We start from the raw sequence: 14,801 nt of genomic DNA, 5'->3' as shown, positions 1-14,801 counted from the left end.
CCCTCGTTTTCAGAGTAAGTATGACTATGAATCTATATATGTAATCAATTTCTTACTTTTTGTAAAAAATACTTTACACAATGTAAGAAATATTTTACAATTTACTCAATGGCTTACCTAAAGGGCGGATGAAAATGCTTGATAATAAAATCTCTGTGTACAGAGCGGAAAAGAAAATGACGCAGCAGGAGCTGGCAGATGCAGTTGGGGTCAGCCGGCAGACAATCCTTTCCATTGAAAAAAACAGATACAATCCCTCTCTGATTTTGGCCATTAAGATTGCAAAGGTAGTAGACAAACCAATCATGGACGTTTTTGATTACAAGGAGGAATAAGATGTTTTCAATGCTCAATGCTTCGATTGTCGTACTTGTTGTCTGTGTCATTTTGTCGGAGGCCTATAAGGCCAGGTTTGAGAAAGACAGTGAATCCAAGGATGAGAGGGGACAGGTGATCCAGCTGAAGGTCATGTCTCTTTCCTATAAGCTCCTGACCGCCGGTGTCATGCTGGGATTCTTTCTCTCCGCCATCACAAAAATCATGCACCATGATTATTTTATCTTTTATATACTGCTGATCTTCCTGCTGCAAAGCGTCGTATCTGCAGCATACTTATTTCAATTGAGAAGACAGTAGAAGGGATGAGGGTAAGCCCCCTTGTTCCTTTTTTAATTGCGCTAATGGGCCAAGGGGTCTGACCCCCTGGCCCAATTGATCAATGCCAGCGGACCTGAACCCCCGGCCACTCCATATTATAGGACTTTGTTCCGTTGTAAGGGAATGCCGGTTATTGTAAAATTTGCTTATCTAACCTGCAAGCGCTTGCACAAATGTTTCTTCGCTGGTACCAACATCATTCTTTCTTCAGCATCCTTTTAAAGTAATATCGTCTCTATCCAACTCTGCAACTTTGTGCAAACGCTTTCGCATTTCAGCCCGTCAGCTTGCAGGATTAAACAGACAGAAAGGAGGCTCCCCCGAAAAGAACCTATCCTATTAACCAACCAAAAGGAGGAAACCAATTCATGCAAAAAAACCGACGCCAGCTATCCATCTTCCTGTCGGCCATCATGCTATTGAGCCTGTGGCTGCCATTTATGCCAGCACGAGCGGCAGCTGCAGCAGAAACAGAAGCATCCGACACCCCTGAAGCAGCAGAAACCTCTGACCGGCAGGTCCGTTTTACTTATATCCGCGATGACAAGACATATGACGGCTGGAATATCTGGGCCTGGAACACAGGCGTGAAGGATGACCAGATCAATTTTGAGTCCTATGAAAACGGCACGGCGACCGTCAATATTGCTGTTGCCCCAGAGACAAAGCAGTTCGGCTTTGTGCTCCGCAGCACTGAGGATTGGAATACAGCCCAAAAGGAATTTGGTGACCGCTTCATTCCTGTGAACAAAAATGACAGTTTGACAAAAGCATACATTACAAGTGGTGTGGAAAAAATCCGGATTGTCCCGGACGGTTCAGCGCCTGTCATCAATAAAGGCAATGCCACTTTCTATTATCGCGATAAAGAGCTTTTTGCCAATGACAGTATGGATTCTATTGAAAAAGTAGAACTCAAGTTCAACGGTGAAACAAAAGAGATGGTGTATGAGCCGGAAAACGAGCGATTCGTGCTTACATACGAGAATATTCCGAACGGAAGGCATGAATACTCATTTCTTGTGACGAAAGACGGTGAGACAACAGAGGTCATCGATCCTTATAACACCAAGGATGGTGTCTCTGCCATCAACTTTCAGCAGTCTGACTTGACTGTATCTGCTTCAACCAGGCCAGCGGCCATCGACTACAGCCAAAATGCAGTCCTGAGTGTGGATATAGCAGGCCTGACTGACGAGGTGAAAATCACTAAAATTCTTGCTGATACTTCCTCTTTGGGCGGTACTGATCAGCTGGAAATCGACCCTTCACTCGGCAAAGTCACCATTGCTGCAGATGACAGCACAACCGCCGGTGTGAAAAAAATCCCCATTACTGCAGTAGATTCTTATGGCAATGAATATAGCGGGAATGCCGAGATTGAAATTAAAACACGGCAATCTGCCGGCGAAGCTGATTTCGACTGGGATGAATCTGTCATCTACTTTATGCTGACTGACCGTTTCTTTGATGGCAATTCCTCCAATAATGATCCATACGGACTGGACTATAAAGATTCCCGCGGCGCCTATCAGGGCGGGGATTTTAAAGGGGTAACAGATAAGCTGGACTACCTTGATGAGCTAGGCGTCAATACGATCTGGATTTCTCCGGTCGTGGAAAATATCCAATATGATGTCCGCAGCGGTGAGGCTGATGGTGAACCGTATTATGCCTACCATGGCTACTGGGCGGAAAATTTCAGCAAGCTGAATCCTCATTTCGGGACGATGGAGGATTTCCATACATTAATTGACGAAGCCCATGAGCGCGGCATTAAAATCATGGTGGATGTCGTATTGAACCATACTGGATATGGACTTAAAGTGCTGGATGCTGACAAAGAAAACCCTCCGCCAGGCTACCCGGATGATGAAGACCGCAGCCGCTTCAAGGATATCGTCCGCCAGGGCAATGTGGGCACCGATGAAGTGGTTGGCGAGCTGTCCAGCCTGCCTGATATCAAAACAGAAGATCCTGCTGTCCGCAAGCAGATCATCGACTGGCAGACAGACTGGATTGAAAAAGCAACCACTGCAAACGGCAACACAATTGACTACTTCCGTGTAGATACGGTCAAGCATGTGGAGGATGCCACCTGGATGAGCTTCAAAAATGCGCTCACCGAAAAAATGCCGGCATTCAAAATGATCGGGGAAGCATGGGGAGCAAGCGCAGATAATGACCTTGGCTATCTTGAGTCCGGGATGATGGATTCCCTCCTTGACTTTGGCTTCAAAGAAACAGCCCGCAATTTTGTGAACGGCAAGCTGAAGGCTGCCAATGATGCCCTTGCTGCCCGAAATGCAAAAGTAGATAATACGGCAACTCTTGGCCAGTTTTTAAGCAGCCATGACGAGGATGGTTTCCTGCATTCACTTGGCGGTGATAAGGGCAAAATGAAGGTGGCTGCCTCCCTGCAGGCAACTGCAAAAGGCCAGCCTGTCATCTATTATGGTGAGGAGCTTGGCCAGACAGGCGCCAACAACTACCCGCAGTATGATAACCGCTACGATTTTGCATGGGATAAAGTTGATGGTAATGATATGCTCGAGCATTATAAAAAGATTCTTAACTTCAGGAAAGACCATTCCAAGGTTTTTGCCAAAGGTGACCGTACGGTGATTGGCGGCTCTGACAAGGAGCAATTCCTGCTGTTTGCCCGCAGCTATGGGGAACAGACCGTTTATGCCGGCCTGAACACAGCGGATAAGGCAAAAACCATCAAACTGGCGGTTGATTCAAAAACAGCCACAGTAACAGATCATTATTCTAATCAAAACTATCAAACTGCTGAATCGGGAGAAGTTATTTTGACAATCCCGGCCAACTCAGACGGCGGCACTGTCCTGCTGACCGTGGATAATGGCAGCATCACAGGGGCATCGCTTCAAAGCGGGGACGGCGGCGGGGAACCTGAAATAGAGCCGATTCCTGAGAACTCTGTCCGCATCCACTATAACCGCGGTGACGGAAGCTATGAAAATTATGGGGCATGGCTTTGGAATGATGTAGCTTCCCCATCAGCCAACTGGCCGGTCGGCAGCACGATGTTCGAGAAAAAAGACAGCTATGGTGCCTATATTGATGTACCGCTTGCCGAAGGAGCTAAAAATATCGGCTTCCTCATCATGGATGTATCCAAAGGGGATGCAGGCAAGGACGGCGGCGATAAGAGCTTCACCATTTCCTCTCCGGAGATGAATGAAATCTGGATAGAGCAGGGTTCTGATGAGGTGTATACCTATGAACCTGTAAATCTGCCGGACAACACCGTCCGCATCCATTATAACCGTGAAAACGGAGACTATGACGATTTCGGTCTCTGGCACTGGGGCGATTCAGCAGCTCCTTCTGATAATTGGCCTGCTGGCGCGGCTGATTTTATCGGGACAGACCGCTATGGAGCGTACGCTGACATCGAACTGAAGGAAGATGGCAAGGAACTGGGCTTCCTTATTGTGAACGAAAAGACGCAGGAAAAAGATGCAGGGGATAAGACCTTCAACCTGCTGGATAAATATAATCAGCTATGGATCAAGCAGGGAGACGATGTTGTCTATATTTCTCCATATGGAGAGGTGGCATCAGGGATGACCACTGCAGAAGTCATATCAGAAGATACGATTCTATTAAACTTTACAATGACAGAAGGATTGACTGCAGACGGATTGAAAGCCGGCTTGTCCATCAAGGATAAGGATGGAAAAGAAATATCCGTCACCCGTGCAGAGATCACAGGTGAAAAAACGGCTGAAGTTAAAGCAGCATTCGAACTTGAGAAGCTTCCTCTATCTATATCCTATTCCGGCCGCACGGTTTCTGCTTCATCAGGCTGGCGTATGCTTGATAAACTGTACAGCTATGATGGCGATGACCTTGGGGCCACCTACAAAAAAGGCGGTGCTGTGCTGAAGCTGTGGGCGCCGACAGCTAGCAAGGTTACGGCCAATTTTTATGATAAAAAAGATGCTGCCAAGCTGATCGGCAGTATAGATCTCAAGGTTGGAGAAAAAGGCGTCTGGTCAAAAGAAATCAAGCCGTCGGACCTTCGGCTGAAGGACTTGAAAGGCTATTACTACCAATATGAAGTGACCAATAACGGCGTAACCAAAAAGGTGCTTGATCCTTATGCGAAGTCGATGGCTGCTTTTACCGTCAACACGAAAGGAGAGGCCGGTCCGGACGGAGATGATGTCGGAAAAGCGGCGATCATCGATCTGAAGGGGACAGACCCGAAACATTTTGATCATGCAAAAATCAAAGGATATGAAAAGCGCGAGGATGCCATCATCTATGAGGTCCATGTCCGCGACTTCACTTCCGATCCTTCCATTAAAGGCGATTTGGATGCGAGATGGGGCTCTTATAAAGCATTCATCGACAAGCTTGACTATATTAAGTCGACTGGTGTGACTCACGTTCAGCTCCTGCCTGTCATGGCCTGGTATTTTGGCGATGAGACGAAAATGGGCGAGAGGGAAATGGAATATTCAGCAGGAGGAAATGAGTATAACTGGGGCTATGATCCGCACAGCTATTTCTCTCCTGACGGGGCTTACTCGGAAAATCCTGAAGACGCTGAGCTGCGGGTGAAGGAGCTGAAGGAATTAATTGACGCGATCCACGATGCCGGAATGGGTGTTGTGCTGGACGTTGTTTATACCCACATGGCAAAAGCAAGCACGCTAAACGATATAGTGCCAAATTATTATGCTTTCCAGGATGCCAAAGGCAATTTCCTTGGAGGGTTCGGCAATAATCTTGCGACAAGCCATGCGATGGCTGAGAAGCTGATGGTTGATTCTGTGAAATACTGGTTTGATGAATACAAGATTGATGGCATGCGTTTCGATATGATGGGGGATGCAACTTATCCGTCCATTCAGAATGCTTATGATGCAGCTGCCGAAATCAACCCGGATGCCCTGTTCATCGGCGAAGGGTGGCGGACATTTGCAGGTCATCTAGCTGACCCGGCACTTGAAGGAATGGGAGCAGATCAGGATTGGATGGATAAAACCGATGATGTCGGTGTGTTCTCTGATGAAATCCGCAATGAGCTGAAATCCGGATTTGGATCTGAAGGAGAGCCAAGATTCATCACAGGCGGAGCAAGAGACCTGCGTGTTATTTTCAATAATATTAAAGGCCAGCCGTCCAATACCGCAGATGATGATCCAGGCGATATGGTCCAGTATATTGCAGCGCACGATAATCTGCCGCTGTACGATGTGATCGCCCAGTCTATTAAAAAAGACCCGGCCATCCCGGAAAATAATCTGGAAATCCATAAGCGGATCCGCCTCGGCAACTCGCTTATCCTGACCTCGCAGGGAACAGCCTTCCTGCACGCAGGCCAGGAATACGGACGCACAAAGCAATGGCTCGGCGAAGGTGTGCCTGAGCAGAAATACCATGAGCTGACCGATGAAAACGGGGATCCATTTGGCTACTTTATCCATGATTCCTATGATTCTTCTGATGCGATCAACAAATTCGACTGGCAGAAAGCCACAAACAGCAAAAAATACAAGGTAAATAACGTCACAAGGGAATACACAGAAGGACTGATAAAGCTGAGAAGATCAACAAATGCCTTCCGCCTCGGCGATAAAGAGCTCGCAGACAAAAATGTCTCGCTGCTGAGATTCCCGGAAATGAAGGATCAGGACCTGCTGATTGCTTATAAAAATGTTTCCACAGACAAAACAGGCAGCTATTATGTCTTTGTCAACGCTGACAGCAAAGCCCGCAGCCTGACGCTCGGGAACCTGGATCTGTCGAAAGGCAAGGTGCTTGCAGATAATGACGAAGCGGGCACAAAGCCGGTCAAGAAAAAATCAGGATTCTCCCTAAAGAAAGACAAACTGACCATCGAACCTTTAACAACCATTATCATTAAAGTGGATGAAAAGAAAAAGGGAAGAAAATAAAAAACAGGGGGACAGTGAATCTGTCTCCCTGTTTTCATGAAAAAACACCCATCAGGGTGCTGAAGGATCTCTTCATTTGTATAAGTTTTTACCTGGTAACCAGCCCGCGCCTCTTCTTCAAAGGAATGCTGTAGCATTCATCACAAACTCCATCATTATCAACAAACTCCGAGTAGTCAGCAATTTCAGATTTGCATGCAGAGCAAATCCATTTTTCTGTGGCAGCCTGCTCCATATGATCATCTCCTTTTATTGTCAATATTCGATAGGATGTGCTTTTTTCCTGCCTACGTGATAAATCATTTGATTTAAATTTAGAATTTTTTTGTCTTATCATTGAGCCTGGGGAAATCCAGTATCTCAGCCTGCGTGAACTGAAAAAAGGGTGTGAAATATTCGATTATCAGAGCCACACCTACAGCCTCCATAAAAGAGAGAAAAACCGCTTTAACCAGGAAGCCTCCTACCTTTTAACAAAAGAGACAAAAGTGATAGAAAAGGATATGCTGACAAGTATTATGCAGCTGGACGGCAATAAGCAGGCTTTTGCCTACCCTTATGGGGAATATTCTCCGGCAACGGTAAATTCCATCGTCAAGCTTGGCTTCCGCATGGCATTTACTGTTGAGAAAAAGGCAGCAGAAAGGGGCGATCGCGTTTATGAAATTCCAAGGCTGCCGGTCGTGGCAGAAACGAGTATGGAGGAGTTTATTGAGTATGTGAAACCGTAGAAGAATAAAAGGGAGGCCATGGGGAAAAGGCCTCCTTCTAATGGCCAATTGAATAAGATATCTCTTAAAATATAATTATTTCCCTATTGAACAAGTCTCCGATTCAATGTAATATATTTTTCTCTATTGATTTCCAGAGCTGGCGGGCTGACGATAGCGTTGTATTTTAGCTGAATACTCATACTTCACAGCAGCATGAGTAATCGTTTTCTCTGTAATCATATTCGTGGCAGAAGTTTTACCCCCTTTGTCAAAGGGTAACTCACTAGTGTATTTTTTTCGGGGAGGTAATTAAATGAGAGCATTAACATTGGCTGAGGTGACATTGTTTGCCTGGACCCTGTTTCTGATCATCACATCGGCAGCGACGTTTATCACTGAAGGGCTGTATGCCTGGGTATTTCAGCTTGTGGAGGGAAGGGGAGCTCTGCTGACCTTTCTGCTGATACTGATTCTATTGATTGACTCCTGGAGAATTAAAAAAAGAAGGAATCTGCTGCAAAAAGGAAAGCTGAAGCCGGGTCAGCTATTTTAATTACATAGATTGCCTTTAAAGATGGATGAATCCGCCTTTTGATGTTTCTATTAACATTTTTTCTATGAAAATTATATTACAAAACGATGAAATATATCTGCTTTTTGTAACAAAATTAGCACTAAGATGAAATCCTCCTGTTAACTTCCACTGTTAAGATGTACCTAGAAAGAAGTTAAAGGAGAATACGTCTTGAAGAAAATACTATTATACGTAAGTACAGCAGCATTTCTATTATTTGGATTCTCAAACGCCACTTTCGCCGCAGGGACTACATATGCAGTAAAAAAGGGAGATACCCTTTACGGCATTTCAAAGAAACATAATATAACTGTCAGCCAGATAAAGTCATGGAATAAATTAAAGTCAAATACTATTAAACCAAAGCAGGTATTAAAGATAGCAGCACCAGGAACGAAGGCGCCAGCAGTCAAGTCTGTCAAAGCGAAGGCCGCTGCCAAGGCTCCAGCCTATAAAGAGATCAAAGTGAGAGCAACAGCCTATACTGCCAGCTGCAAGGGCTGCAGCGGCATTACCTATACCGGGCTGAACCTGAAGAAGAATCCAAGCATCAAAGCGATTTCAGTCGACCCGAAAGTCATTCCGCTGGGATCAAAGGTATATGTGCCAGGCTATGGCATGGCCATCGCCGCTGATAAAGGATCTTCGGTCAAAGGGAATAAAATCGATGTTTTCATCCCCAACAAAAGCCGCGCGCTTCAATGGGGCAATAAAACCATCACTGTCAAAGTTTACGCTAAATAAGGAAGAAGCTGGCACAAGCGCCAAGGAGGCATACTCAATCGAGTATGCCTCTTTATATTACCAGGAAACCGTGATTTCATCATTTTCATTTTTTATGGAATAGGCGGTATACTGTTCGAATTTTACGCTTATCTCTGCTCCGGTTTCAGCGGAGAAAAGGATGTTTTCCTGCAGCTTTTTGTATTCCTCAAAGCCTGACGCAAAGAGCTCTGCCAGCAAATTGGCATGTGCGGCAGATGCTGAGCATGTTCCTGTGCTCATGTATACGATAGGTTTGCCGTCTTTTGCAATGACAAATGAGTCCGTTCCAGCCAAGCCGTAAAGCTTCGCCCCATATTTCCTGGCGGGCTTGATCAATCGTGAGAATTTGCTGTTGTCCATTACATTATCATAGAGTCTATCGCCAATTTTTATGGTATCTTTTTGGATTGTATTTGTATCGGCATTGGTTTCAGGCATATCTTCCTCTTCGGACTTTTCAACGGTCTGTGTTTTTTCGCTTTTTTCCTTTATTGCGGACTTTTCATCTTCCACTGCTGTCTTGGCATCTAGAGATTGATCACTCTTTTCCGCCGTTCCTGGCATTTCTTCATCAGCTATTGCCTTTTCGGGAGCTCCCTCAATATAAAATGCACCAGATGCGGCAAAAAATAAGGCCAGGATAAGAGACGCGGCTGTTTTCTTTTTCATTTAAAACTCCTCCTTTATATTCCTTTGCTTCTTTAGACGAAGGAGCGATCAAAAAGGTTGATGGATTTCTGAAAAATATTTCAAATATTACAAGAACATCTCCATTTGTATAATTGGCAATAACAGGTTATTTTACATTTATTTTACACATTGCAGTTGCCATCGTCCTGCTCCTATCCACCTGAGAGCAGGGTTTAGGGTTTTACTGGGATGCTGCTGCTTATGGGGAAATATTTTGATTGAAAGAAACAGCAATAAATAAAGGTATTCTATAAAATAGTTCGGGAGAAGTGGAAATAAGGAGAGTAGTATCCTGGAATGTGAGAGTTGAATCTCCTTTTCAGGGAAAGAAGTGCTTAAAAGCCGTGCAGGTTGCAGTATTGGAATGAATTTTCCATTGGGAAATTTTTTTTGGGAATCTTTCAAAAAACGCAGAAAAGAATAAAAAAGCTTAGGTAGGTATTTTGAATGATTGTTAGTCAGCCGGCAGCTGGCTAGAATTATCCATAACACGTGTAGCAATGGATTAGCTGGTCCTAAATAATAGCTGAAAAGGGGATAATTCTATGCCAAAAAAGTTAACAGCAATCGTACTCGGTACTTCCTTAGCCTTCAGTGCCGCATTTCCGGCAGCCACTGCCTACGGTCTGTCTCCTTCAGAAAAAATGCAGAACCAGATGGAGCTTAAGCAAAAGCAGGCCGAAAAAGGCAAGCATGACCCTAAGTTTATAACAGGAAAGCTCTCAAAAAAGAAGATTAAAAATCAAAATGATGTAACGCAATTCATCCAGGAAAATAAAGATCTTTTCAAGGTGGATCCTGCCAAGGAGCTGACATTGCTCGAGACGCAGACAGATGATCTTGGGATGGTGCATTATAAATTCTCTCAGGCTATCAATGGAGTGCCGGTAGAGGGAGCGGTCTTCCGGGTGCACACGGATAAAAATGATGACGTAACGGCAGCGACCGGACAATTATATGAAGATGCTTCCGAAAAGGTGACAGACACAAAGCCTTCAATCAGCAAAAAAGAAGCGGTTGACCTTGCCTGGAAAAATATTAATCTGACAGAAGAGGATACAAAAGGCAGCGATCAGGCTGTGCCTGCTGACCTTGAGAAAGCCGGCAAAAAGAGTGAAGTGAAAAACACACATGTGAAAAATGACCTTGTCATCCATGAAAAGGACGGAGTGTACACTCTCGCTTATAAAGTCCAGCTGCAGTTCATCGAGCCGTATGGGGCTAACTGGCAGATCTTCGTCGACGCGAAGAATGGCAATATTGTCGAGGCCTATAATGCTGTGGCGGATGCGGCTGCAACTGGGACAGGCACAGGCGTGACAGGCGGCTCCAAAACATTGAATACTTATTCTTCAGGTGGAACTTATTACTTATATGATGTCACAAAGCCAATGAATGGAGTCATTGAGACCTTTACTGCCAATAACGGATCTTCCCTGCCAGGCTCGCGTTCCGCCGACAGCGATAATGCATGGACTGCGGCCAATCAAAGAGCGGATGTGGATGCGCACTATTATGCAGGAAAAGTCTATGATTATTATAAAAACACGCATAACCGCAACAGCTTCGATAATAACGGAGCAACCATCCGATCAACGGTTCATTACGGATCACGGTATAACAATGCGTTCTGGAACGGCTCACAGATGGTGTATGGAGACGGTGATGGCTCCCAATTTACATCTCTCTCTGGAGCCCTGGACGTAGTGGCCCATGAAATCACCCACGCGGTCACTGAAAGGACAGCCAACCTTCAGTACCAGTATCAGTCTGGAGCACTGAACGAGTCCTTCTCCGATGTGTTTGGATATTTCCTTGATCCGGGCGACTTCCTGATGGGTGAGGATGTGTACACACCTGGACGTTCCGGCGATGCCCTCCGCAGCATGTCCAACCCGACATTGTACGGACAGCCTGAGCATATGAACCAGTATGTGAACACAAGCTCCGACAATGGCGGTGTCCATATCAACAGCGGTATTCCGAATAAAGCTGCATACTATACGATCAGCAGCATTGGCAAGGCTCAGGCCGAAAAAATTTATTATCGCGCCCTGACTGTTTATCTGACGCCGACAAGCAATTTCAGCTATGCACGCGCAGCGCTCCTGCAGTCTGCCGCAGATTTATATGGAAGCGGAAGCTCTGCTTATAGTGCGGTGAGAACTGCCTGGGACAATGTAGGAGTCTATTAAAGCCAATTTTTGAGGCGTGGCAATGGCCGCTTATAAACAGAAAAGAGCTGCTTCCAGTGTGAAGCAGCTCTTTTCCTGTGACTTGAGGGGTATGCAAGGGGAAAATAGTGAAGGAGGTATCAGCTGTCTTCCTTCAAAGGAGGCTGGATGGGACGGTCATCAGGATTTTCAGATGCAGCAAAGGAGCTTTTGGCGTCCGGGGGAGCGGCATCACTGTAATGAACCAGGAAACCAAAAGCGGCAATCAGCAGAAACAGATATTTTTTCTTCATTGTAATTCCTCCCTGTACTTTGAGATATATTGGATGGCCTTTTCATACTTGCCATTTTGAATCAGATGCCTTGCAAGCACCTCATAGAATTCCTGCAGCTCATTCTCGTGCTCATCGGTCTTTTCAAGAAAAGGCAGAAGCCTTTCCTGCAAAAACACCAAAGCCTTGCTTTCATCCGTGAAACTGGTGAGATAATAATGCGACATCAGTTCATACTTTCTGGAGCCGGCTTTCTGTGCAAGCAGTTTCAGTTTTTCAAAATGCTTTCTGCTGTCATTGTCGCCGAACTTATAAAGAGTCTCGGCATAAGAATACAGACTGACCAAATAGTAGGACGACTCAATCGGATGAAGATCCAGGCTTTTTTTGTAATACAATGAGGCCTTCTTCAGGTCATTCGTCCTTCTGTACAGATAGCCCATATTATGGTAGATCTGCGGCAGCAGGGCTGCTTCAATCTGCAGTGCCTCAATGTTCCGGAGCAGATGCCTGAAGCACTCGGCTGCTTCATGATAAATGCCGGAATGGGTATAATTGATCCCCAGCAGCATTAGGGTATGGAGAATCCGCTTGAAATTGAACTGATCCGAAAAGTGCCCCAGTGCTTTCTTTCCATAGTGGACGGCTGCCCCTGACTCTTCCTTCATGCTTTTGACAAGTCCGTAATGGTAAAACAAATCGCCGGCCCCAATGGCGCTTTGCTTCACTTTATCCTCAATCAGGGTGCTGAGGATATTGTCTGCTTTTTCCAGCTGACCTGTCTGTATTAAAGATAACGCATTGAAGTAGCTGTATAAATAGGTTTCATGTTGGGAAAAATTCTTTTTTATTTTGCTTAGATGCTCTCTTTGGGCCGCTGCCCCTTTTATATCGCCGATGAAGATAAGATAGCGGTATTTCCAGAGAGAATAGTAGTTTATGTACGGAGTAAAGGTGATCAGCTCTTCTGCTTTATACAGGGTTTGGAAAGCTTCTTCCGCCTGTTCCTTCTGATAGTAGATAAGCTTGGTGATAAGATCCTCGATCATGGCCTCGATCTTTTCCTGTTTATCTTCTGCCTGCTGTAATGTGATGCCAAGCTTGTTCAGCAGCAAGTCTATCGTGCCATCATGGGCTTCTTTTGAGTTGTTTTCTATTTTGCTAAGGTGGGAGATGGAGCAGACACCGTGGGCCAATTCCCTCTGGGTCATCCCTTTTTTTGTCCGGTAATACTGTATAAGCGCTCCGATTCTCATGCTTTTACCTCCTACTTTTCCCGTAGGAATAGTATACCAGCAAAGGGGATTAAGTGTAAGAATATTCTATTAATCAAACGTTTGAATGAAAAGCAGGGGGTAGGCACTAAGAAGGCTAGTGAGGCTTTGGGACTATCATACAACAGCAGGTAAAAAGTTACAATTATGAAAAGTTGGGAAAATTTTTTTGGTACAGGTGCCTGGTACCTGAGTAAAGTTCACTTAATTTTTTTCTCGTTGACTAAATTTTTCCACTCCTATTCCGATATACTTATTAAGGATTATATTTTATAACGGAATAGGGGAGAAAAATGGGGCAGAAAAAGAATGATATTGTAAAGAAAATAATGATTTATATGGTTAATGTCATTATACAGGCTGTCATTTCGGGTGTAATAATTATTGGTGTTTATTCTCTTATATTCAACAAGTCCTTCCTGTCTGCAGAGACCTTGGTCCTTCAGCTTCTCATCATTGTCGGATTTGTTCTTTCAGGCTTCATCAATTTCACTTCCTACGCAAAACCATTTAACGAAATTCAGAGGTTTGTTGAACGGGTAAGCCAGGGGGACTTATCACGGCCGGCCGACATTAAGCTGCTGGGTCCGCTGAAGAGCATTTTCCCGCCCCTGGAGCATATGAGAAGCGGGCTGCAGGAGCTGCTTGCCGGAGTCAAGCAAACCGGGGGAACCGTTTCACAGTCTTCCAGCGTACTGGAACAGAAAATCATTGCAACAAATGCTAGTTTACAAGAAATAAAGGCTCAAATCAGTGATTTCCAAAAAACAGTGGATCTTCAGCTGCAATCCACTAAGGAAGTAGCAGTAACGATGGATGAAATGGCTGTCGGTGTAGGAAACACAGCAGAAACCTCAAGCCTGGTCAATCAGGCTTCATCTGAAACGGCAAACCTTGCTACTTCAGGCAAGCAGCAGGTGCTTGATGCTGCAGAGAAAATGAATGGCATCGACCAATCTTTCAATCAGCTGGAGCATGCTATAAATGGTTTCATTGAAGGTTCTAAAAAAATTGCAGTCATTATTAAGGATATATCCGATATTGCCGGGCAAACCAACCTGCTGGCGCTGAATGCCAGCATTGAAGCAGCACGTGCAGGTGAGCATGGAAAGGGCTTTGCTGTTGTCGCCCAGGAAGTAGGCAACCTGGCAAGCCAGACAAACCAGTCAGCCTCCAATATTTCTGAAATCATACAGCAAATCCAAACTGATGCAGATGCAACATCTGCTGCCATGACAAAGACAAACCAGGATGTAAGCAGCGGAAAGTATTCAATAGATGCGGTGGTTCAATCTTTTGAGAATATTTTAGGTTCTGTTGATAATACAAATGGGAGAATTCAGGAAATTTCTGCTGTGAGCGAGCAGATGGCAGCGGGAAGTGAGGAAGTGGCAGCCAGCATCGAGGATCTTTCAAGCCAGTTCCAGGTGGTTACTGAGCGATTAATGGAACTTATCTCAAACATTGATCAGCAGACTGAAGATATGGACATAGTGAAGGTTGAGTCTGTGGATCTTAATAAAGCTGCTGTAAACCTGGATGGCCTGCTGGGGAAATTTAAAGTAGAAGAATAAAAGAAAGACAGTGGCTTGATAAAAACATGTGGAAAAACTAAAAATCACAGCCAAAATAACATACCTTTTCGCAGCGTAATGGTACGGGACTTAACTAACTATAAAAGCCTGGGGTATCCCAGGCTTTCAACTTTTAAGAATGTTGTTCTTATTCAATTCACACAGTCAATTT

General features: G+C 44.9%; 12 protein-coding genes. 8 read left to right on the top strand and 4 right to left on the bottom strand.

Translation table 11 applies throughout. The features are described from left to right. Positions 1-134: 134 nt before the first annotated feature. From ACQCVH_RS11060 to ACQCVH_RS11050, 3 genes are all read left to right on the top strand, one after another. Complete coding sequence (locus tag ACQCVH_RS11060; protein WP_148974158.1) at positions 135-335, top strand: helix-turn-helix transcriptional regulator; 201 nt, start codon at positions 135-137, stop codon at positions 333-335. Between the two features lies 1 nt (position 336). Next, entirely contained in the window at positions 337-636 is a 300-nt protein-coding gene (locus ACQCVH_RS11055; protein ID WP_426835714.1) for a hypothetical protein, read from the top strand. 389 nt (positions 637-1,025) lie between these two features. Then, positions 1,026-6,593: a pullulanase gene (locus tag ACQCVH_RS11050; RefSeq protein ID WP_426835713.1), complete on the top strand. Its 5,568-nt coding sequence runs from the start codon at positions 1,026-1,028 to the stop codon at positions 6,591-6,593. Positions 6,594-6,681: 88 nt separating this feature from the next. Here ACQCVH_RS11050 and ACQCVH_RS11045 read toward each other — a convergent pair whose 3' ends face one another. After that, entirely contained in the window at positions 6,682-6,828 is a 147-nt protein-coding gene (locus tag ACQCVH_RS11045; RefSeq protein WP_426835712.1) for a hypothetical protein, read from the bottom strand. 253 nt (positions 6,829-7,081) lie between these two features. On the opposite strand from ACQCVH_RS11045, the gene ACQCVH_RS11040 reads away from it, so the two are divergent. From ACQCVH_RS11040 to ACQCVH_RS11030, 3 genes are all read left to right on the top strand, one after another. After that, the gene (locus ACQCVH_RS11040) at positions 7,082-7,324 is read left to right on the top strand and encodes a polysaccharide deacetylase family protein (protein ID WP_426835711.1); all 243 of its coding nucleotides are present in this window, start codon (positions 7,082-7,084) and stop codon (positions 7,322-7,324) included. Between the two features lie 295 nt (positions 7,325-7,619). Further along, entirely contained in the window at positions 7,620-7,859 is a 240-nt protein-coding gene (locus ACQCVH_RS11035) for a hypothetical protein (protein WP_426835710.1), read from the top strand. Positions 7,860-8,051: 192 nt separating this feature from the next. Then, on the top strand, positions 8,052-8,624 hold the full coding sequence (locus tag ACQCVH_RS11030) for a 3D domain-containing protein (RefSeq protein WP_426835709.1): 573 nt from the start codon (positions 8,052-8,054) through the stop codon (positions 8,622-8,624). A gap of 57 nt (positions 8,625-8,681) precedes the next feature. Here ACQCVH_RS11030 and ACQCVH_RS11025 read toward each other — a convergent pair whose 3' ends face one another. Next, positions 8,682-9,314, bottom strand: a complete 633-nt coding sequence (locus ACQCVH_RS11025; RefSeq protein ID WP_426835707.1) for a hypothetical protein — start codon at positions 9,312-9,314, stop codon at positions 8,682-8,684. A 566-nt stretch (positions 9,315-9,880) separates the two neighbouring features. Between ACQCVH_RS11025 and ACQCVH_RS11020 the strand changes: the two genes are divergently transcribed. Continuing rightward, the gene (locus ACQCVH_RS11020; protein ID WP_426835705.1) at positions 9,881-11,530 is read left to right on the top strand and encodes a M4 family metallopeptidase; all 1,650 of its coding nucleotides are present in this window, start codon (positions 9,881-9,883) and stop codon (positions 11,528-11,530) included. Positions 11,531-11,649: 119 nt separating this feature from the next. On the opposite strand, the gene ACQCVH_RS11015 is transcribed toward ACQCVH_RS11020, so the two are convergent. Both ACQCVH_RS11015 and ACQCVH_RS11010 read right to left on the bottom strand, forming a co-directional pair. Then, positions 11,650-11,802 carry a hypothetical protein gene (locus ACQCVH_RS11015; protein ID WP_426835704.1) on the bottom strand — a complete coding sequence of 51 codons (153 nt, stop codon included), beginning with the start codon at positions 11,800-11,802 and terminating at the stop codon, positions 11,650-11,652. Further along, positions 11,799-13,037, bottom strand: coding sequence for a helix-turn-helix domain-containing protein (locus ACQCVH_RS11010; protein WP_426835702.1), 1,239 nt, complete (start codon positions 13,035-13,037; stop codon positions 11,799-11,801). Before ACQCVH_RS11010 ends, ACQCVH_RS11015 begins: the two co-directional genes overlap by 4 nt. Before the next feature lie 311 nt (positions 13,038-13,348). Between ACQCVH_RS11010 and ACQCVH_RS11005 the strand changes: the two genes are divergently transcribed. Further along, a complete protein-coding gene (locus tag ACQCVH_RS11005) occupies positions 13,349-14,629 on the top strand; it encodes a methyl-accepting chemotaxis protein (protein ID WP_426835700.1) in 1,281 nt (426 codons plus the stop codon). The last annotated feature ends 172 nt before the right edge of the window (positions 14,630-14,801 follow it).

This window comes from Bacillus infantis (assembly GCF_050107595.1).
GTDB lineage: Bacteria > Bacillota > Bacilli > Bacillales > Cytobacillaceae > Bacillus_AB > Bacillus_AB infantis_C.
Note: the sequence above shows the minus strand (reverse complement) of the source record. Positions and strands in the feature narration are given on the sequence as shown.